The sequence below is a fragment of the Porphyromonas sp. KLE 1280 genome (assembly GCF_000700805.1).
In the GTDB taxonomy this organism is placed as follows: Bacteria; Bacteroidota; Bacteroidia; order Bacteroidales; family Porphyromonadaceae; genus Porphyromonas; species Porphyromonas pasteri.
On the sequence record NZ_KL362962.1, the window covers coordinates 552,525 to 573,619 of the forward strand.

Consider the following 21,095-nt stretch of genomic DNA (forward strand, 5'->3'; position numbering starts at 1 on the left):
AACGGCTCATACCCCCACCTCCAAAGGCAAAGCCTTACAGGAAGGAATATAGTGCAGCCTTTCCATGCTGTAGCCCTCATCTAAGGGATCACTTCCATTGCGTCTACTCCATGTGGGAAGCTACACTTACTACGGAAGCAATCCATACCCACAGACGAGGGTGGTACCAACCTATATTGGTCGCTTGGTGAACCTATATTGGTCACGGCGCTGACCTATATAGGTTGTCCTGACGACCTATATAGGTTCACCCAGCGACCAATATAGCTTGATAAAGTACCTCTAAGAGGTCGCCTTTGAGATGATCGTTTTCTCCCAATACCTAAACAGCAAATAGGGAGGATGAACCTCTATCGGCTCATCCTCCCTATCCTATACTAATAACAACACCTATGGGCCTACTACTGAGCCCAGACTACTGGGAAATACTGCTCAAGGATCTCCCGAGCAGCATCGACCTCCTCTGGTGTAGGCTCATGGATATGCTCTAATGGGTACTCCCGTCCCAGCGTCTCATACTTATGCTTACCATAGGTATGGTAGGGCAAAAGCTCCAGACGCTCGATGTTCTCATAGCTACCGAAGCGCTCTCCAAGAGCATGGAGCGCCTCGGGCTGATCGCTATAGCCTGGCACAAGCACATAGCGCATGCGCACGGGCTTCCCCATCTGTCGGAGCTGCTCTGCCGTAGCAAATGTATTCGCATTGGACTGAGTCGTCAGGCGACGATGCCCTTCGGGTAAGACGTGCTTGCAGTCAAGCAAGACCATATCGACGATCGAGAGGAGCTCATCCACATAAGCATTGCGGATGCTACCCTGAGTATCGAGGCAGATATGTATCCCCTCTTCCTTGAGTTGGCGACAGAGAGGGATGAGCGCCTGCGCCTGCACGGTGGGTTCTCCTCCGCTGAAGGTAATCCCTCCACGCTTCCCGAAGAAAGGGCGCTCACTAATAGCCCGTCGTAGGACCTCAGCCTCCTCAATGAGCTTCCCCCCCTTCCCAATAGGTATGGTATCGGGATTGGCACAATAGAGGCACTGGAAGTTGCATCCCTGGAGGAATACCACTAAGCGAAGTCCTGGACCATCGAAGGTCCCCATGGATTCAAAGGAGTGGATACGTAGCATAGCGAGCTATAAAAAGAGCGGGCGAAGGGTCGACACTGATCCTTCGCCCACTACACTAATAGGTATTCGGAGAACTCCCCGCCTTAGCGCATGCGCTTGTGGAAGGAGCGCGAGATGACCTCGAGCTGGTGCTCACGGCTGAGCTTGACGAAGTTCACGGCATAGCCAGAGACACGGATCGTCAGCTGAGGATAGTTCTCAGGGTGTACCATTGCATCCTCGAGCATCTCACGATTCAGGACATTCACATTGAGGTGGTGTGCACCCTTGGTGAAGTAGCCGTCCATCATCGAGATGAGATTCTCATTCTGCTCGCTCTTGCTGGAGCCGAGAGAGTGAGGGATGATGCTGAAGGTGTTACTAATACCGTCGGCAGCATCGGTGTAGTCGAGCTTAGCCACTGAGCTGAGCGAAGCGATAGCACCGTGGTTGTCACGACCGTGCATGGGATTAGCACCTGGAGCGAAGGCAACACCCTTACCACGACCGTCAGGCGTAGCACCCGTCTTCTTACCGTACATCACGTTAGAGGTGATCGTCAGGACAGAGAGCGTAGGCTCAGCGTTCTTGTACACGGGCAGTTCCTTGAGGAGACCAGAGAAGATGTGGGTGATATCGTAAGCGATCGTATCAGCGCGGTCGTCGTCGTTACCGTAGCAGGGGAACTCACCTTCGATCTTGAAGTCTTCGGTCAGGCCCTGTTCATTACGGATAGGCGTCACCTTAGCATAGCGGATAGCCGAGAGTGAGTCTGCTGCGATCGAGAGACCAGCGACACCATAAGCGAGGTTGATCTTAGGATCGGTATCGATGAATGCCATCTGTGCAGCCTCGTAGTAATACTTGTCGTGCATGTAGTGGATGATATTCATCGAGTCGTTGTAGACGCGAGCGATGACCTTGAGGACCTTGAGGTAGTTATCCCAAACCTGGTTGAAGTCGAGGACGTCACCCTTAAGCTCGGGGATCCCTTCGACCATGAGCGTACCAGAGATTTCGCAGCGACCACCATTGACAGCCAGGAGCAGAGCCTTAGCGAGGTTGGTACGTGCACCGAAGAACTGGATCTGCTTACCGATCTCCTGATAAGATACACAGCAAGCGATACCGTAGTCATCAGAGTGGCGGGTAGAGCGCATCAGGTCGTCATTCTCGTACTGGATAGAAGACGTATCGATAGATACCTGAGCAGCGAACTCCTTAAAGCCTTCGGGGAGCGAGGGACTCCAGAGGACCGTGAGGTTAGGCTCGGGGCTTGGACCGAGGTTGTAGAGAGTCTGGAGGAAGCGGAAGCTCGTCTTCGTGACCTTGTGACGGCCATCGAAGAGGCGACCACCGATAGACTCAGTTACCCACGTGGGGTCACCAGCGAAGATCTCGTTGTATGAGTCCATACGCAGGTGGCGAACCATACGGAGCTTGATGACAAACTGGTCAATCAGCTCCTGAGCGAGCTCTTCGGTCAGCGTGCCGTGGTCGAGGTCATACTGGAGGTAGATGTCGAGGAAGCTTGATACGTTTCCGAGAGACATCGCAGCACCATCCTGATCCTTGATCGCAGCGAGGTAAGCGAAGTAGACCCACTGTACAGCTTCAGCAGCTGTGTAGGCGGGACGACGGACGTCGAAGCCATAGCCAGCGGCCATCTCTACGATCTTCTTCAGAGCACGGATCTGCTCAGCGACTTCTTCGCGCAGACGGATCGTGTGCTCGGTCATAGGACCATGGATGCCAGCGAGGTCTTCCTTCTTCCAAGCGATGAGACGATCAGCCCCATAGAGAGCCAGACGACGATAGTCACCGATGATACGGCCACGAGCATAGTTGTCAGGCAGCCCCGTGAGGAAGCTGTTGCTACGGAAGGAGCGGATCTCGTCGGTATATACATCGAAGACACCATCATTGTGGGTCTTGCGGTAGTGGGTGAAGATATCGGTAACGCGAGGGTCAACTTCGAGACCATTCTCATGGACTGCCTTCTCGACGACCTTGTACCCACCGAAGGGCTTCATGGCACGACGAAGGACCTGGTCAGTCTGCAGACCGACGATAACTTCGTTATCCTTATCAATATAGCCTGGAGCATACGCCGTAATACCAGAAATCGTGCTGGTATCGATTGAGCGTACGCCATGTGGGTTTTCGCGCTCTTCCTTAAGAGCCTGGAGGCAGTGCTCCCAAACGCGCTTGGTCTTCTCCGTAGGACCAGAGAGGAAGGAGGAGTCACCATCATAAGGGGTGACATTCTGAGAAACGAAGTCGCGGACGTTGAGTTCGACTTCCCACACGCCAGACTTAAATTGGGGCTGTTCTTGCATAACGCTAAAGAGGTTAGTTAAATGTAGTCTATATTACTATGGTGCAGGCTAAAGAGAGTGATAGTGCATCGCCTTAGACCACTCATCTCATCGCTTTCGGCACAAAGATATAATAAACATTCGAATTGCAAACTACTAAGCGCAATATACACACTTAGCACACTCTCGGCGCACCTGTGCAACCTTTAGCATTCTCCACCAAGAGACACAAGCATCTCCTACATATATGATATAAGGTATAGGGAACTTCCCATCACTACATACCACTCCTGAAAGAAACAACTCCAAGGAATTCGCTCACCTTAGCCCAAGCACCAGGCTGATGATATCAAACCGATACATATAGTTTCAGAGATGCGGTATATACAGTGACTTTCAGAGGCCATGAAATGAACTACTACTGGCCGGACGAGCGAGCAGTACTGGTTCACATCACCCACCGATAGAGCAATCCCTGCAACCCCTATATTAGGTCGCTGCTCTGCGTATGGATAAAAGTTGTGGACGAGTGGCAGATAAGTTTGGGCTACGTACGTGGCTCTAATATCTACGTACATGGATATTTAGATTTACGTACCTGGTCTTTAAGACTACGTGCAGAGACAGAGGAAAACCACTATGTGAAGGCGCTTTTTTTCTTCACGGAAATGACACTTTCCCCTCCGCTGGATAAGAGGAATACGCGCGATAAGGAGAAAGGCTTGTGTATCACTTCGGAGGGCATATCGGGGAACTACGTACGATGCCTTAGCAGAATAAATAGATGGCAGGACTCGCGGCCACAGTCTCATATATATAGAATATCACTCACGCCCCAAGCCCCATCAGTCCCCCTCATGCTCTGCCCAACGAAGGTATAACGGCGAACACTCTCCGAAGAGAAAGAGCGATCTATGATCGAGGTGAAGCTGAGGGGGAACAGAGAGCAAAGCTAAGACCTTTTCTTCAGCAGGTCCTTCGCGAGGTGAGTACGGCTTTTTGCATAACTTTGTAGACATGAACTTAGCTCAACTACAGACCGGCCAGAAGGCCGTCATCGTGCGGGTCGGTGGATCTGGTGCTTTCCGCAAGCGCATCCTTGAGATGGGTTTCGTGCAAGGCAAGGAGATTATGGCCGTGCACAATGCGCCCCTCCGAGATCCTATATACTACAAGATCCTGGACTATAATGTCTCGCTCCGACACCGCGATGCTGAGCGCATCGAGGTACGGCTTCTTGAGCCCTTCGAGGAGCAGACAGATATCATCGAGGCTCCGCAAGAGCTACTTCCCGACCCTGAGCTACACAGCCTCCAACGCATGGAGCTGGGACATATCAAAACCCGCGAGCTCCCCACCCTTCGCATTGCCCTACTCGGCAACCCTAACTGTGGGAAGACTTCCCTCTTCAACCAAGCCAGTGGGGCCCACGAGCACGTAGGGAACTACAGTGGCGTAACCATTGAGGCCAAGAGTGGGTACATATATTATGGAGGCTACCGTATCGAGCTCATTGACCTACCAGGCTCCTACTCCCTCTCCCCTTATAGTCCCGAAGAGGTCTACATCCGTAACTATCTTACGGGTAAGGAGCGCCCCGATCTGGTGCTCAACGTCGTAGACACCTGCAATATCGAGCGCAACCTTTACCTGACGCTCCAGATCAAGGAGCTCGGGCTACCCGTCGTCGTCGCACTGAATATGTTCGACGAGTTCATGCAGCGCAAGGAGTACTTCGACTACCCTCGCCTCTCGCGCCTTCTCGGTATCCCGATGATCCCGACGATCTGTCGCACAGGGCTGGGGCTGGAAGCTCTATTTGATGAGATCATTAGCTTGGCAAAGGGACTGAAGGAAGGTGATGAGCAGCTGGTCGACATAGAGACTGGTAAGCTCCGACCTCTACGCATCCCCTATGGCTCACTCCTCGAGCCTCTCATCAGCGAGCAGGAGAAGAAGATCAGAGAGCATACCGATATCACTGATCCTATCGTCGCACGCTCCACTGCCGTCAAGCTCCTTGAGCGCGACAGCGAGGTCGAGAAGCAACTCCTCTCACGCTACCCTCGTGGGGGCTTCCTCCTATCCGCTCGAGACTTTGCCCTGCGTAAGCTCCATGAGCAGACAGAGGAAGAGGCTGAATCACTGATCACAGATGCCCGCTATGGCTTCATCTCGGGCGCACTCAAGGAGACCTACTTCCCTAAGCATACCGGCAAGCGAACACTCACCGACCACATTGATGACATCGTCACCAGCCGTCTGTGGGGCTTTCCACTCTTCCTTTTATTGATGGGGCTGATGTTCTTCTTCACCTTCACCCTCGGGCAGTACCCGATGGACCTGATTGATGCCGGGGTAAATGCCCTCGGTGAATGGGTCGGTGGAGTAATGAGTGAAGGTCCGCTGCGCGATCTCATCGTCGATGGTATCATCGCTGGGGTCGGGGGCGTAATCGTCTTCCTCCCACAGATCGTCATCCTCTACCTCTTCATTTCGCTCCTTGAGGATAGTGGGTACATGGCCCGTGCTGCCTTCATCATGGACAAGCTCATGCACCGTATGGGCCTACATGGCAAGTCCTTCATCCCGCTGATCATGGGCTTTGGCTGTAATGTACCAGCCGTGATGAGTACCCGTATGATCGAGAGTCGCAAGAGCAGACTGATCACGATGCTCGTCCTCCCATTCATGAGTTGCTCGGCACGCCTACCAGTCTATCTGCTCTTAGCTGGCGCCTTCTTCCCCATCCCTTGGCAGGCTACCTTGGTACTCTTCTCGCTCTACCTCATCGGTGTACTGATGGCAGTCATATCAGCCCGACTACTAAAGAGCGCTGTCTTCAAGGGAGAGGACATCCCCTTCGTCATGGAGCTTCCTCCCTACCGTCGCCCGACAGTGCGCTCGGTAGCCATCCACGTGTGGATGCGCTCCAAGCAGTACCTTCAGAAGATGGGTACGGTGATCTTGGCAGCCTCCATCATCGTGTGGTTCATGAGCTACTATCCTCGTCAGAATGAGCTACGCGAGCAGAAGGACCAGCAGGTCGAAGCACTCACCCAGTCTACCCTCCCCGAGGAGATCAAGCAGTCTCGCATTGATTCACTTGAGCATAGCTTCGCCACCTACCACCAGGAGCAGTCTATCATCGGGCGTATCGGGCACCTCAGTGAACCCGTGATCCGCCCCTTAGGCTTCGACTGGAAGATGGGTGTAAGCATCGTATCAGGTCTCATGGCTAAGGAGGTCGTCGTCAGCACAATGGGTGTCATCTATACGGGTAATGGAGCGGATGGCGACGAAGCTCTCTCTCAGCTCTCCACGCGCATGAAGCAGGAGGTCCGTGCTGATGGCTCGCCCTCCTTCACCCCCATTATTGCCTATACCTTCATGCTCTTTGTCCTACTTTACTTCCCTTGTGTCGCGACGCTCATCGCAATCGGCCGTGAGGCTGGTCACTGGAAGTGGGGAGTCTTCTCCGCGCTCTACTCCTGCGGGATAGCGTGGCTCATCTGCTTCATCGTCTACCAGACCGCTCACCTATTAGGCTAAGCAATATCCCTATGGCTCAAGAAATAGCTGTACTCATCATCCTTGCTATCGTAGTCTTCTTCATCGGACGCGCACTCTACCGTATGCTTCGCCCGAAGAAGGAAGACGACAAGAACAATGGTGGCTGCTCGGGTTGCTCGGGCTGCTGCCACTAACTCCCCTATCTTCACGTCCACACCACTCTATCTCTGTATATATGCTTGTAGATATCCTACTCTTCCTACTTGGGATTGTCCTGATTATAGTCGGGGCTAACTACCTCACCGAAGGAGCTTCGACCTTGGCACGTCGTATGGGGCTCTCGCCTCTGGTCGTGGGGCTCACGATCGTCGCCTTCGGCACCTCTGCACCTGAGCTCATCGTCAGCCTCATGTCCGCACTTAAGGGCAATGCCGATATCGCTATGGGGAACGTCGTTGGCTCCAACATCTTCAACCTCCTCGCTATCGGTGGGGTGACAGCAGTAGTAGCTCCGATCACCATCACCCAGAGTACCATCCGACGTGAGATACCTCTGATGCTCCTCTCCTTCTTGGTGCTCTTCTTCCTCTCCTACGATACGATCTTTGCGGGTACGGGAGCGACGGAGAACATCCTCTCACGAGGAGAAGGGCTTACCCTGCTGGGCTTCTTCCTCATCTTCCTTACCTACACCTTCGCCATCGCCAAGGATAGCCCCAATGACCCCCACGCAGACAACACGCCCCTCAAGCCTTACCCCATCTGGCTCCTCATCGTCTTCATCGTCGGTGGGCTCGCTGCACTGGTCTATGGTGGTGACCTCTTCGTCACCTCAGCCTCAAGCATTGCACGCACCTTCGGTATGAGTGAGAGCTTCATCGGCTTGACTATCGTAGCTGCTGGTACATCACTCCCAGAACTGGCTACGTCCGTAGCAGCTGCCCTCAAGAAGCAGCCCGAGATAGCCGTAGGAAATATCGTCGGGTCAAATATCTTCAACGTCTTCCTTATCCTCGGTGTCAGCTCCAGCATCACCCCGATCCGCATAGGTGGCGTCACACCTCTGGACTTCCTCGTCATGATAGCTGCAGGCATCATGCTCTACATCTTCGCAGTCCTCTTCGGTCAGCGGGTAGTCAAGCGTGGCGAAGGTGCGATCCTCGCCCTTGGCTTCATCGCCTACACTGTCTACTTGATCATGCAGCTCTAATCCCCTAATCTTCTGGTATACCTCTACCCATGGCACAGATTAGCCTCAGCTTTTCCCCCGAGGAAGAAGCCCTCATCGACCAAGAGTACCAAGCACTCATCGCGGACTATATAGCGTCGCCTCACCGACAGAAGACTGAGATCATCGACCAGGCCTTTCGCCTGGCTCGTCATGCACACGGATTGGTACGCCGACGTAGTGGTGAGCCCTACATCCTGCATCCCATCGCAGTGGCTCGTATCGTATGCAAGGAGATCGGCCTCGGGTCTACCTCGATCTGCTGCGCCCTCTTGCACGATGTCGTAGAGGATACCGAGTACACCGTAGAGGATATCCGCCGTGGCTTCGGTGATAAGATCGCACAGATCGTCGAAGGCCTTACGAAGATCTCCACCGAGCAGGTACCGCAGAACATCGACAGCCTGCAGGCGCAGAATATCCGAAAGCTCCTACTGACCATCGGTGATGATGCCCGTGTGATCCTCATCAAGATCGCCGACCGCCTACACAACATGCGCACGCTCGGCTCGATGAAGCCCGACAAGCAGCTTAAGATCGCAGGTGAGACCTCCTTCTTCTACGCACCGCTGGCCGACCGCCTCGGGCTCTTCTCCATCAAAACCGAACTGGAGGACCTCAGCTTCCGCTACGAGCACCCCGATGCCTATGCAGAGATCAAGCGCAAGGTGGAGGAGAGTGAAGCTGGTCGTGAGGATCTCTTCCATCGCTTCGCTGCACCACTGAAGGCACGCTTTGACTCTATGGGCCTCAGCTACGAGATGAAGACGCGTGTCAAGGGATGCTTCTCTATCTGGCGTAAGATGCAGATTAAGGGCATCCCCTTCGAGGAAGTCTATGACCTCTTTGCCGTGCGTATCATCTTTGATAGTCAAGATGGGTACCCAGAGAAGAACCGTTGCTGGGACATCTACACGGCTATTACAGAGATCTACCGCAATCGCCCTGACCGCCTGCGCGACTGGCTATCTACTCCTAAGGGGAACGGTTACCAAGCCCTGCACCTCACTGTGCTGGGGCCTGATGCTCAGTGGGTCGAAGTACAGATCCGTAGTCGTCGGATGGATGAGATCGCCGAGCAGGGGCTCGCTGCCCACTGGCGCTACAAGAGAGACGTAGTCGAAGAAGACCACGAGCTGGAGATCTGGCTGGATACCATCCGCGAAGTCCTCAATCACCCCGACTCGAAGGGAATGGAGTTCCTCGACACGGTACATCTCAGTCTCTACGCCCACGACATCACCGTCTTCACCCCCAAGGGGCGCCCCATCACCCTACCACGTGATGCCTCTGTCCTGGACTTCGCCTATGCTGTCCACACCGATCTTGGAGACACCTGTATCGGGGCGAAGGTCAATCATAAGGTGCTCCCTCTCTCCTACCGCCTCTCCAATGGAGATCAAGTCGAGATCTTGACGAGTAAGATGGTACAGCCCGAGCCTGGATGGCTCAACTTCGTGGCGACCGCTTATGCGAAGGTCAAGATCGAGACAGCACTTCGTAGACGCCAACGCGAAGCCATCGCACAGGGTGAAGCCCTCCTCACAGAGTGCCTCAAGAGCCAGGGAGAGCAGCTTACCTCCTCGCTCCTCAACCGCCTCACCCACCTCTACCGCTACGACAAGCCTGATACCTTCCTCCGACACATCGGTGATGGGACCTTCGAGTTCCCCGAAGACTTTGATCGAGTCGTCCAAGGGAAGACACCAAAGAGTGGCGGTAATCGTGTCACGCGTGTCTTCTCTTCGCTCTTCTCCAGCAAGGAACGCGAAGGTCAGACCCTTAGCGGTACGATCGTACAACGCCCTACAATTGATAAGTCTCATCCCTATGAGCTCATCGAGCAAGACGGCTTACTCAACTATAAGATAGCGCCCTGCTGCCATCCCATCCCTGGCGATGACGCCCTCGGTATCATCAGCGACGAGAGTGAAGTCATCGTACATAAATGCTCCTGCCCCGAGGCGACACGATACAAGACCGTACAGGGCGACCGCCTACTCTCGGTACACTGGAGCACACATCACACTCCACTCTTCGAGACGACACTCGTCATCCGTGGGATCGACTCCAAAGGACTGCTCAACGCTATATCGCAGATCTTCTTAGAAGACTTCAAGGTCAGCATCACAGCCATCGACTTGAAGGCACACGATGGAGTGTTCCAGGGGACGATCTCTGTGAAGGTATTAGACACGCGCCAGGTCGAAGCTATCTGCCAGATCCTACGCCGCAACCCTGCCATCCACGAGGTCTACCGCCTCTCAGAGCTGGATGCAGGGCGTAGCTAATCACCGCCTAGCACTCTCCCTCATACAAAGACAGCCGCCCCCTCGCACGATGAGATGCGGGGGGGCGGCTGTCTTTATTTTGAATTGTATCTACGTGTCTACGTGGACTCCTAGAACCACTTAATCTTACGGAAGAGATAGAAGGCTAAGCCTGAGATCGCCACTGACACGCCGAAGATCGCGAGGAATGCCCAGTACCATTCGCCAAGGTAGACGTTGACGTTCATCCCGAAGAAGCTCGAGATCATCGTCGGCACCGTCAGCACAATGGAGATACTCGTCATACGCTTCATGATCGTATTCACATTGTTGGAGATAATATTGGCCGAGGCATCCATCATACTCGTGACAATATCGGTGTAGATATTGATCGTATTGTAAGCCTGACGAAGCTCAATGCTCACGTCTTCGAAGAGATCTGGATCGACACTCGAAGCACGTGAGGTCGTACGCAGACGCCCAAGCATAGCTTCATTACCTCGTATAGAGGTACTGAAGTAAACGAGTGATCGCTGCAGACGCATGATGCGGAGGAGGTCCTCATTACGAATGCTAAGCTCCAGCTCTTTCTCTGCACGATTGATCTCGAGATACATCAGCTTCAGGTACTTCAGGAACCATACCGCTGACGAGTAAATCATACGTGTGACGAACTCGGTCTGGTTGGCAATACCGATATTCTTTCGTCGGATATGATTGATGAAGTCGGGTAAGAGCTGCGTACGTCTGTAGCAAACAGAGACTGTAGCACGATGCCCCGTGATGATCCCCAGAGGGACGGTCTGATAAGGCATACCCGGTCCGCCTCCATCCATCGGAATGCGGAGAATGGTCAGGAGCCAATCATCCTCGCGCTCTGCACGTGGACGCTCATCAATATCAGCGATGTCGGATAGGAATTCTCTTGGTATGCCCAGCTCCTTCGTCAGGAACATGAAGTCATCTTCATCGGGGCACTCGACGTGCACCCAGCAGTGGGGGGCGAACTCTTCCAGCTCGGGTACACCCGGCTCGAAGGTGAGGTAGCTCTTCATTATATCGCTTAGCTGTATGTGGTGGGACTATTGGGCTCCGAGCACTTCAGTACTTACGGAGTGGATCCTGTCGGCTCACCTCATACAGCTTCCACCTCAGAGGCGGGGAAGTCCGTAGGGCAAGACGACGGAGCGAGAGGCGCTTACACAGCGCTCATTCGGCGGGAGGGAATCGTCCATCTGTCTTATTTTCCTTAGCGGTTATATTAACTATAAAGCTCTCTATAGGGGCTATTCACAGCACCTTCACTAAAAAACTTCGTGCAAAGGTAAGAAAAAGCGCCCAGCTGAAGCGCCTGCCTAGCGAGAAAGTGAAGGAAATACACCAAAGGATAAGTAGCTGATGCTCAATATAGCTCCACAATCCATCCCCACACTTAAGTGCTATCAAAAAGATAATCGCTTAGTAATCAGGAGACCATTGCGCAAGGCCATCTCTTCACAGCTTGCACTTTCCTCCTTCAAACTTCTCAGCCTAAAGACTCCGATTTTCAAGGGGAGAAGGTATGAGTAATGAAGAGGCGACCTTGCACAATAGTCTCATATAGGTATATGGGTGTGTGGGTAGAGCTATATGGATAGCGAAGAAAGCTATATAGCTTTGGACTGATTCGTATATAGCTTTGTAAAGTAACCTCTATTAGGTTGTTGCTCTGGGTAGGAACATAAAGTTGTGGACGAGTGGCAGATAAGTTTAGACTACGTACGTGGCTCTAATATCTACGTACGTGGATATTTGGATTTACGTGCCTGGTCTTTAAGGCTACGTACATAGATGCGGAAAAAGCACTACGTGATGGCGCTTTTTCTTTGCGACAAAGACACTTTACCCTCCGCTGGATAAGAAGAATACTCGCAATAAAGCGAAGAGTTCTCTGATGTGAGCGGTACTGGTTCATTGATCCCTCCTTATACGGATCCCAATGAATAGCCATTACAGGACCGCACCTTGGCACCCACAATAATCTAATTTACAAACAGATAACAAGACCCCCCATACGATCATCATAGGACTTCTGACATTCCACTCTTGTTGTGCTCCCCATCAAGACTGTAGCAGGAGTACCCTATGCTTAAACCTCTGCACAAGGAAGTAGTCATTAAGTATGAGTTAGCCCCTGAAATGTGGCTTTTTGTATGCCTTTTCTTAGTAAAGAAGAGCGGATGGGCATAGGTAATCCGAGCCGTTTCCGCTATCTTTGTCTAAGTGACGGGGACCCCCTCCCCTATACTGAGGCACAGATTGACCTCGTTCCTTCTAAGCGACACTCAGTGATCACCCTCCGAGCTTGCCGTGGGGCAGTAGCGAAGAGCTTCTCTCCTACCTCAATGAGCATCGGAGACGACTAACAAGAAACAACTATGCGACCTATCCATTCGAAGATAACCCTCCTGCTGGCTGCCCTCAGCCTCTCCCTATCCGTCCCATCAATAGGGGAAGCACGTAGCCGCAAGAAGCCTACGACCTCTACGAGTAAGAAGCCCTCCTCCAAGTCATCCAAGAGTAAGAGCTCGGCGAAGAGCAGTCACAGCTCCTCACGTCGTGGCCGCCACTCCTATAATATACGTTCGCGCGCACGTGGCCGCTACTATGCAGCCCAAGCTCCCAGTGAGGAGCAACTTGAGAAGATGCGTCAGGACAGCATTCGCCTGCGTACGGGGGGGACAGCACCTGTACAGAAGGTAAGCGAAAAGGGCACACAGTCCAATGAGCTCTTGACGACACGCTTCCGTCGCGCAGACTCTACGCTCAGTCGCGCAGATATCAGAGAGCTGTACTTCTCAGTAGATGGACGTGAAGACACAGCTCCCTTCCTCAGCAAGATAGAGGCTGAGGCCGATCGCCTTATCGAGGGGAAGAACTTCACTGAGGCACTCAAGACCGTCCAACAAGGGCTGTGGCGTACCCCCACGCATATTGGGCTCATCAAGCGCGCCTGCGACCTCTCGCTTCACCTCAAGAGTTCACGATTCAATACCTACATGTACCAGCTCGTCGAGCTTCTCAGCATGATCGCCCACACGGGTGATGGCTCGAGCTTTGATAAGGCCATTCAGGTGCGCTCGCTCGACGATGCTCTTCTCTTTGAGCAGCATTGGAATGAGACACCTCGCGAGGAAATCCTCGCCAGCCGTGAGCAAACGAACAAAGGCAAGGACTATGTCGTTGTAGAGATACAAGGCTCTGGGAAGGGTAAGACACAGCAACATTACTATCTGATCCAGCCTACCCTGACGCCCAGCGCCACCACAAAGAAGTAGTAGCACTAGCAAGGAGATATAAGCATGTCCCAAAGCTGGGAGATAAGACAATATACCACGGATGAGGAGAACCAAGCTTGTGAATTAGCCACACGCTTGGGACTCTTCCCTGCTATGGGGCGCCTCCTTGTAGCAAGGGGTATACGCACTTATGAGGAGGCACAGAGCTTCTTCTCTCCACGTCTTGAGGAGCTACATGATCCCTTCGCTATGGAGGATATGCTGATCGCTGTCGAGCGGCTGAATAGAGCTATTGAGCAGCGGGAGCATATCTTGATCTACGGAGACTATGACGTCGATGGCACTACAGCCGTAGCACTACTCTATCGCTATCTGCGAGCACAATGCTTGCCCGAGGAATACCTCCACTACTATATCCCAGATCGCTATGACGATGGCTATGGCATCACCCTGCAGGGCATAGATTATGCACGGCAGTTAGGTGTCAGCCTCATCATATCGGTAGATACGGGGATCAAGGCGTTTGAGGAAATCACCTATGCTCGAGAGCATGGGATGGACTTCATCGTCTGCGACCACCACACGCCCGATGATAGCCTTCCCCCAGCTACTGCCATCCTCAACCCCAAGCGTCGTGACAACCACTACCCCTTCACCGAGCTCTCGGGCTGTGGGGTAGCTTTCAAGCTTGTACAAGGGCTTGCCTCTCATCGTAACATGCCTTTCGAAACGCTTCTCCCCCTGCTGGAGCTTCTCGTCCTAAGTATCGCTCAGGACCGAGTTTCCATACTTGGGGAGAACCGTATCTTCATATCTCACGGCCTGCAGCTGATCAATAGCCACCCCTCGGTAGCTATCACCTATCTCATGCGCTTAGGGAAGATCCAGCCTGGTCGCGTCGACATGGCGAGCATCTACTACGAGCTCGGACCACGTATCAATGCCGCAGGGCGTATGGCACACGGCGCTGAGTCTGTCAAGCTCCTCATTGCCGAGGATGCGGCTACAGCAGAGGTACAGAGCCAGATACTCGACGAATACAATCGCCAGCGTCAGGAGCTCGATCAGCAGGTCACACGTGAGGCCATTGCCCTCGTCGAGAGTGACCCACAGCTCCAGAAGCAGCGACTCATCATCCTCTACCGTCCAGAGTGGAACAAGGGAGTCATGGGCATCGTAGCAGCACGACTGGCTGACCGCTTCCACCGCCCTGTGCTCATCCTCTCCCATAGTACAGGCGACTTCCTCGCCGGATCAGGACGCTCTGCTAGAGGCTTCGACTTATACCAAGCCATCCAAGCTTGCAGTGACTGCTTGGAGAACTTCGGTGGACACATCTTTGCTGCAGGACTGACGATCCGTGAGGACCGCCTCCCTGAGTTTATGCGACGCATACAGGAGTATGCTGATGGTGTGGAGCAAACCACCTCGCAACCATTCACTCCTACCCTCCAAATCGATGCAGAACTCAAGCCCTCCGAGGTGTCACGCACGCTCCTCCGTCAGGTAGAGATGCTCTATCCCTTCGGCACGGACAACGAGCGTCCCATCTTCATGACTCGTAGTATGCGGGATGCCGGTGGCACACGTGCTGTAGGCAAGGCACTTCAGCATCTGAGCCTACGTATGACCGACAGCTATCAGCGCATCCGTCCCCTCCATGGCTTCGCTCTGGGGCTGGCTCGCTATGCTCCCGAGATCACACGGCACAACGCCTTTGCCCTGTGCTTTGAGCTCGAGGAAAACAACTTCTATCCGCAAAGCTTCCTACAGCTACGTGTCAAGGATCTCTGCCTCGAAAGCGAGCTATCAGAGCGACTCACCGACCGATAGATCACGCTGGACGCCACCATGAGACCGACCTCTACCGAAGACTTTGAGGAGCTCTTAGGTCCAGATCCAAGTGCTGATGATCCGATCATTGAGCATCATGAACTCTGGCCTGAAGACCTATTCGATGAAGATCCCCTCTCCATCCCCCTCGTCACACCTGGGCATGATCCTCGACCAGGAGTAGCCGACAACGACCTCTCCCCCGAAGAAGTGCTGGAGCGCTACTGGGGCTACTCTACCTTCCGACCTCTACAAAGAGAGATCGTACAAGCAGCACTGGACGGACGAGACACCTTAGGACTTATGCCGACTGGAGGAGGAAAGAGCATCACCTTCCAAGTACCAGGGCTCATGCTCCCAGGGCTGACACTTGTCATCACGCCCCTCATCTCTCTGATGAAGGATCAGGTAGACCACCTACGAGCTCGGGGGATACGTGCTACAGCGATCCACTCGGGCATGTCGCAAGAGAAGGTACAGACGGCTCTGGATAATTGCCTCTTCGGAAAGTACAAGTTCCTCTATGTCTCTCCTGAGCGTGTAGGTAGTGAGCGCTTCCAAGCATGGCTCCATGCCCTGACCGTCTCACTCATTGTCATCGACGAATGTCACTGCGTGTGTCAGTGGGGGTATGACTTCCGCCCCTCCTACCTTGAGCTACCGAAGCTCCGTGAGCAGCTTCCCGAGGTACCCATCTTGGCTCTTACAGCGACAGCAACGAGCGAGGTCGTCGAGGATATCAAGCGTGTCCTTCACTTCCGCCCAGGCTATGCCTTCTATCAGAAGAGCTTCCTTCGCCCCAACATCTCCTATTCGATACGTCGCAGCGATGACAAGCCCGCGATGATGCGCTTCATACTCTCCCGAGTAGAAGGAGCTGCCATCATCTACTGCCGCAATAAGCAGCTCTGTCAGACGGTCTCTGAAGCACTCCTCGCCGAAGGAATCAGTGCAACCTACTATCATGCAGGGCTAACCTATACCGAGCGTGAGATGCGCCAAGGGCGATGGATGCGGGGAGAGGTGCGTGTCATGGTCGCAACGAATGCCTTCGGTATGGGTATCGATAAGCCCGATGTACGCCTGGTCATCCATCTCACCATGCCCTCTTCCCTCGAGGAATACTATCAGGAGGCAGGGCGTGCAGGGCGCGATGGTGAGCACTCCTACGCAGTGGCTATCGTCGGTAGTCAGGACTCCAGGATGCTACATCGTCGCTTGCAGGATACCTTCCCCGAGAAGGAATACATCCGCGAGGTATATGATCAGATCTGCAACTTCCTCGCTATCGGAGAAGGAGAGGGGCTGGATCACACGTATGACTTTGACATCGAGCTCTTCATACGACGCTTCCATATGCGTCCCGTGCAGACCCGTCACGCTATCGAGATCATGCAGCTGTCGAAGTGGCTGGAGTACCACGATGATGACAGCCGCTCAATGCTCCGCTTCCTCATCCCGAGCAAGGAGCTTTACCAACCCCATATCGGTCCCGACCGCCTCATTCGCACGATACTACGTAGCTATACGGGACTCTTCTCTGACTACGTGTGCATCAATGAGCGCGACCTATCTACCCTCTCGGGCTACAGCGAAGATGAGGTCTACACCTTCCTTGTGGCACTATCTCGCCAAGGCGTCCTGCACTACATTCCGAAAAAGGATATCCCTCGCCTACACTTCCTCATCCGACGTGAAGACAGCCAATATCTCCGTATACCCTATGCAGCCTATCAGGAGCGTCACGACAAGATGAGTGACCGCATCGGGGCTGTACGTACCTATATAGAAGAGGAAGAGACCTGCCGCTCTCGTATGCTTCTCGCTTACTTTGGAGAGACTGAGAGTACCCCCTGTGGAGCATGTGATGTTTGTCTTCGCAAGCATCCTTCGGGACTACATCAATACATCATCGATGCCGTAGGCGAGGAGCTTGAGCGCTCCTTCCTCGGTACCACCGTAGAGAGCTATCCCATCGAGAAAATCATCGCAGCCCTCCCCTACCATCCTCTGGACACCATGGCTGCTATACGCTATTGGGCAGGAGAGCTCAGCGAAGGGCTGGAGATCGATGGCTCTCATCTACGACGCCAAATGCCTTAGAGGCTGATGGCACTATCCCCCACTAAGACTATCATCATTATCAACCTATGCTTAAGATTCACCAGTTTACCTTCGGGCCTGTACAAGAGAATACCTACGTCCTCTACGATGAAGAGAGCCGTGAGGCTGCCATCGTTGACCCAGGCTGCATGCGCCACTCTGAGGAAGAGAAGCTACGTGACTTTATCACGGAGCAAGGACTTATACCGGCCCTTATGCTCTGCACCCATCAGCACTTCGATCATGTATGGGGAGCCGCATACGTCCTCAAGGAGTGGCCTCATATCACAGCCTATGCCAACGCTATTGACTTCGAGAAGCTCCCCCTCCCCTCTGAGCAACTCAAGGGCTATGCTATTCCCCTACCACTGGAGGATGTTCCAGCAGAGCGCTATACGATGGTTGGGCAAGATGATCTCATTCGCCTCGGCAGTGAAGAGCTTCGAGTTCTCTTTGTCCCTGGACATGCCCCCGGTCACCTCGCTTACTATGCACCTGAGTCTGGTATTCTACTCTCTGGGGACACCCTACTCCAGGGGACAATTGGTCGCACGGACTTCTGGTATGGGAGCTATGATCAGCTTGTTGAGTCAATCCGTACCCAGTATCTTCCACTACCCGATGAAACAATTGTCTTCAGCGGGCACGGACCAGAGACCACTATTGGATACGAGCGTCGCAAGAATCCTTTCCTCCAGTAGTTTCGCCCTTACCCCTAAAGGCAATCTACTCCCGAGCCACATCTTTGCAGCTGTCTGACTACGAGCCGACGAAGCGAATTATTGTGTATCTTTGGATACCCTTGTGGCAAATACCCATAGGGAATAGGCACTTGATGTAACTCGTAACTATTACATATACCCATCAAAGATGAAGAAACTTATCGCTATCATGGCCATCGCAGGGATGACTTCTTCCCTGGCACTGGCACAAGCACCCACTCAGTCTAAGGACGCTGGACAGCCTAACGTCTTCACGACCGTCAAGGACGCACGCATCACCTCAATCAAGAATCAGGCAAACTCAGGTACTTGCTGGGCTTACTCAGGTCAGAGCTTCCTGGAAGATGAGCTGATCCGCATCGGTAAGGGTGAGTATGACCTCTCTGAGATGTTCGTAGTCAGCCACTCCTACCGCGACAAGGGACGTAAGTATGTCCGTCTACACGGCAAGCTGAACTTCGCACAGGGCGGTTCTTTCTACGATGTACTCTATGTACTCAAGGAGTATGGTGCTGTTCCCCAGTCAGTCCTCCCTGGTCTTAACTACGGGACGACTAAGAACCAGCACGGCGAAATGGAAGCTGCACTCAAGGGCTTCCTTGACGCTATCGTCAGCAATCCTAATGGTAAGCTCTCTCCAGCATGGTACCCCGCCTTTGAGTCTATCATCGACCAGTACCTCGGCAAGCTTCCCGAAAGCTTCACGTTCAATGGCAAGAAGTACACGCCTAAGAGCTACGCTCAGGAAATGGGCCTGAATGCTGACGACTACGTCTCACTGACCTCCTTCACCCATCACCCCTTCTACAGCAAGTTCGCCCTCGAAATCGAAGACAACTGGCGTTGGGCTGAGTCCTATAACCTCCCCATCGATGAATTCATGCGCACCATGGAGTATGCCATCGATAAGGGCTACACGATCGCTTGGGGCTCTGACGTGAGTGAAAAGGGCTTCACCCGTGACGGTATTGCTGTCCTCCCCGATGTGGAAGAAATCGAAACGAAGGGTTCTGACCAGGCTCGCTGGATCGGCCTTAACTCCTCAGATAAGCAGCGCCTGCTGAATCAGCTCATCCACACGGCTGATGTACCCGAAATCGAACCTACCCAGGAGTATCGTCAGAAGGGCTTCGACAACTACGAGCTCACCGACGACCATGGTATGGTGATCTACGGTATCGCAAAGAACCAGATTGGCCGCAAGTTCTTCATGGTAAAGAACTCATGGGGTGAAGCTGGTGCCTACAAGGGACACTGGTACGCTTCTTACAACTTCGTAAAGGGTAAGACGATGAACATCGTACTTCATCGCTCAGCTATCCCTGAAGACATCGCCAAGAAGCTAGGCATCAAGACTAAGTAAGAGTTTCTGATCTCAAATATTTAATAGGTCCTCAGGATATCCTGAGGGCCTATTTTTATCCATTTGTCAGCAGCAAACAGATATTCCTCCCTTGTATGAAAGTTCTCTCATCGTAGGAATACTCTATCCAAAAGCGACATACGAATATAAAGTAAATAAACATCAAGAAATATTTGGAGGACCCAAATTATTTAACGTATATCTGCAGTGTGTTTTTCATGGTATTAGATTTAAGGTTAACGAAGGGTGTTGGCTGTCGGGAGACAGTCAACACTCGTTTTATAGCCCCTGCTCATCTGATCGTATAGCAGACCGATCTCCTCCTTTTCGTCCTTTAGAATCTGTTAGATAAAGAGTAACTTTGTGCAATCCTCATTAGGTGAAGTATCGCCATGAGGCCAATGTACAGGAGTAATCACTATGCAACAGAGCAACCAAAACCCACTGATCGCCCGTGTCTGCGCAGAGAAGCGACATGAGCGAGCCCTGCTATTAGTCACTTTTGGGAGTACCTATGAAGGGCCACACAAAACCTTTGCAACATTGCGCAATGCCTTTGCTGAGAGTTTCCCCGATAGAGATATCTATATGGCCTTCACCTCCAAGTTCTGCATCCGCAAATGGCTTAAGAAGACAGGCGAAGAATACTATACCACAGATAAGTGGCTCGAAGCCATTGGTGAAGCTGGCTATAAGGCTGTAAGTATCCAGTCTCTACACGTCATTCCTGGTCTGGAGTACTCTTTCATTGATGACCGCTACATTCCACAGTTCCATCGTCTCTTTCCTCAGATACCGACTACAGTCGGTGTACCCCTACTTTGGAGTCAAGCTGATATTGAGCGTGTAGGAGATTGTATCTATTCACTCTTCCGCGAGTGCTTGGAGCGAGGGGAAGCTCTCATACTCATGGGACATGGCAACAATACAGATAAGCATCCCGAAGCCAATGGTCGCTATCGTCGACTACATGACTACCTACAGGGGCGCTGCTCGCGCATACTCATCGGGACGGTAGACTTTGAAGACATGCTCTTTGAGGACGTCGCTGAGCGATTAGCTGAGGTATGTCCAGTGGGCACGACGCTTAACCTCCTCCCCCTCATGTCTGTAGCGGGTGATCATGCTCTCAATGATATGGCGGGTGACGAAGAAGAGGATACCCCTTTGGAAGAGCAAAGCTGGAAGATCCGCTTCAAGGCGCTTGGCTACAAGATCGAAGAAGAAAATTGTCACCTTCACGGGCTGGCAGACTATGCCTCCCTCCGTCAGGTATGGCTTGATCATCTGATGGCAGCAGAGCGCGAGCAGTAATTGTGACCGGCCCTGCATATTCATATATACCTGCATATTCATAT

Annotated in this window: 13 protein-coding genes; 10 read left to right on the forward strand and 3 right to left on the reverse strand. The window is 52.9% G+C overall.

The features are described from left to right. Window positions 1-401: 401 nt before the first annotated feature. Window positions 402-1,130, reverse strand: coding sequence for a pyruvate formate-lyase-activating protein (gene pflA, locus HMPREF1121_RS02160; RefSeq protein WP_044114453.1), 729 nt, complete (start codon window positions 1,128-1,130; stop codon window positions 402-404). 83 nt (window positions 1,131-1,213) lie between these two features. Further along, a complete protein-coding gene (gene pflB, locus HMPREF1121_RS02165) occupies window positions 1,214-3,448 on the reverse strand; it encodes a formate C-acetyltransferase (RefSeq protein ID WP_044114454.1) in 2,235 nt (744 codons plus the stop codon). A gap of 996 nt (window positions 3,449-4,444) precedes the next feature. Here pflB and feoB point away from each other — a divergent pair. Genes feoB through HMPREF1121_RS02185 form a run of 4 tightly spaced genes read left to right on the forward strand, consistent with a single transcriptional unit; the run spans window position 4,445 to window position 10,459 of the window. Further along, a complete protein-coding gene (gene feoB, locus HMPREF1121_RS02170) occupies window positions 4,445-6,979 on the forward strand; it encodes a ferrous iron transport protein B (RefSeq protein WP_044114455.1) in 2,535 nt (844 codons plus the stop codon). A gap of 11 nt (window positions 6,980-6,990) precedes the next feature. Further along, window positions 6,991-7,134 carry a FeoB-associated Cys-rich membrane protein gene (locus HMPREF1121_RS02175; RefSeq protein ID WP_044114456.1) on the forward strand — a complete coding sequence of 48 codons (144 nt, stop codon included), beginning with the start codon at window positions 6,991-6,993 and terminating at the stop codon, window positions 7,132-7,134. Between the two features lie 41 nt (window positions 7,135-7,175). Then, the gene (locus HMPREF1121_RS02180) at window positions 7,176-8,150 is read left to right on the forward strand and encodes a calcium/sodium antiporter (protein ID WP_009433114.1); all 975 of its coding nucleotides are present in this window, start codon (window positions 7,176-7,178) and stop codon (window positions 8,148-8,150) included. Window positions 8,151-8,179: 29 nt separating this feature from the next. Next, complete coding sequence (locus HMPREF1121_RS02185) at window positions 8,180-10,459, forward strand: RelA/SpoT family protein (protein ID WP_044114457.1); 2,280 nt, start codon at window positions 8,180-8,182, stop codon at window positions 10,457-10,459. 110 nt (window positions 10,460-10,569) lie between these two features. Here HMPREF1121_RS02185 and HMPREF1121_RS02190 read toward each other — a convergent pair whose 3' ends face one another. Continuing rightward, complete coding sequence (locus tag HMPREF1121_RS02190) at window positions 10,570-11,493, reverse strand: magnesium transporter CorA family protein (protein ID WP_009433227.1); 924 nt, start codon at window positions 11,491-11,493, stop codon at window positions 10,570-10,572. Between the two features lie 1,362 nt (window positions 11,494-12,855). On the opposite strand from HMPREF1121_RS02190, the gene HMPREF1121_RS02195 reads away from it, so the two are divergent. The 6 genes from HMPREF1121_RS02195 (at window position 12,856) to HMPREF1121_RS02220 (ending at window position 21,051) form a co-directional block, all read left to right on the forward strand. Further along, window positions 12,856-13,755 carry a DUF4919 domain-containing protein gene (locus HMPREF1121_RS02195; protein ID WP_044114458.1) on the forward strand — a complete coding sequence of 300 codons (900 nt, stop codon included), beginning with the start codon at window positions 12,856-12,858 and terminating at the stop codon, window positions 13,753-13,755. Window positions 13,756-13,779: 24 nt separating this feature from the next. Next, a complete protein-coding gene (gene recJ, locus HMPREF1121_RS02200) occupies window positions 13,780-15,549 on the forward strand; it encodes a single-stranded-DNA-specific exonuclease RecJ (protein ID WP_044114459.1) in 1,770 nt (589 codons plus the stop codon). 18 nt (window positions 15,550-15,567) lie between these two features. After that, complete coding sequence (locus HMPREF1121_RS02205) at window positions 15,568-17,652, forward strand: RecQ family ATP-dependent DNA helicase (protein ID WP_052353552.1); 2,085 nt, start codon at window positions 15,568-15,570, stop codon at window positions 17,650-17,652. 47 nt (window positions 17,653-17,699) lie between these two features. Then, on the forward strand, window positions 17,700-18,353 hold the full coding sequence (locus HMPREF1121_RS02210; protein WP_044114460.1) for an MBL fold metallo-hydrolase: 654 nt from the start codon (window positions 17,700-17,702) through the stop codon (window positions 18,351-18,353). Window positions 18,354-18,522: 169 nt separating this feature from the next. Further along, entirely contained in the window at window positions 18,523-19,737 is a 1,215-nt protein-coding gene (locus HMPREF1121_RS02215) for a C1 family peptidase (RefSeq protein WP_044114461.1), read from the forward strand. 420 nt (window positions 19,738-20,157) lie between these two features. After that, window positions 20,158-21,051, forward strand: a complete 894-nt coding sequence (locus HMPREF1121_RS02220) for a sirohydrochlorin cobaltochelatase (protein WP_044114462.1) — start codon at window positions 20,158-20,160, stop codon at window positions 21,049-21,051. Window positions 21,052-21,095: the final 44 nt, after the last annotated feature.

Coding starts and splice junctions, on each gene's coding strand:
- pflA (WP_044114453.1), bottom strand. CDS start 1,130: ATGCTACGTATCCACTCCTTTGAATCCATGGGGACCTTCGATGGTCCA.
- pflB (WP_044114454.1), bottom strand. CDS start 3,448: ATGCAAGAACAGCCCCAATTTAAGTCTGGCGTGTGGGAAGTCGAACTC.
- feoB (WP_044114455.1), top strand. CDS start 4,445: ATGAACTTAGCTCAACTACAGACCGGCCAGAAGGCCGTCATCGTGCGG.
- HMPREF1121_RS02175 (WP_044114456.1), top strand. CDS start 6,991: ATGGCTCAAGAAATAGCTGTACTCATCATCCTTGCTATCGTAGTCTTC.
- HMPREF1121_RS02180 (WP_009433114.1), top strand. CDS start 7,176: ATGCTTGTAGATATCCTACTCTTCCTACTTGGGATTGTCCTGATTATA.
- HMPREF1121_RS02185 (WP_044114457.1), top strand. CDS start 8,180: ATGGCACAGATTAGCCTCAGCTTTTCCCCCGAGGAAGAAGCCCTCATC.
- HMPREF1121_RS02190 (WP_009433227.1), bottom strand. CDS start 11,493: ATGAAGAGCTACCTCACCTTCGAGCCGGGTGTACCCGAGCTGGAAGAG.
- HMPREF1121_RS02195 (WP_044114458.1), top strand. CDS start 12,856: ATGCGACCTATCCATTCGAAGATAACCCTCCTGCTGGCTGCCCTCAGC.
- recJ (WP_044114459.1), top strand. CDS start 13,780: ATGTCCCAAAGCTGGGAGATAAGACAATATACCACGGATGAGGAGAAC.
- HMPREF1121_RS02205 (WP_052353552.1), top strand. CDS start 15,568: ATGAGACCGACCTCTACCGAAGACTTTGAGGAGCTCTTAGGTCCAGAT.
- HMPREF1121_RS02210 (WP_044114460.1), top strand. CDS start 17,700: ATGCTTAAGATTCACCAGTTTACCTTCGGGCCTGTACAAGAGAATACC.
- HMPREF1121_RS02215 (WP_044114461.1), top strand. CDS start 18,523: ATGAAGAAACTTATCGCTATCATGGCCATCGCAGGGATGACTTCTTCC.
- HMPREF1121_RS02220 (WP_044114462.1), top strand. CDS start 20,158: ATGCAACAGAGCAACCAAAACCCACTGATCGCCCGTGTCTGCGCAGAG.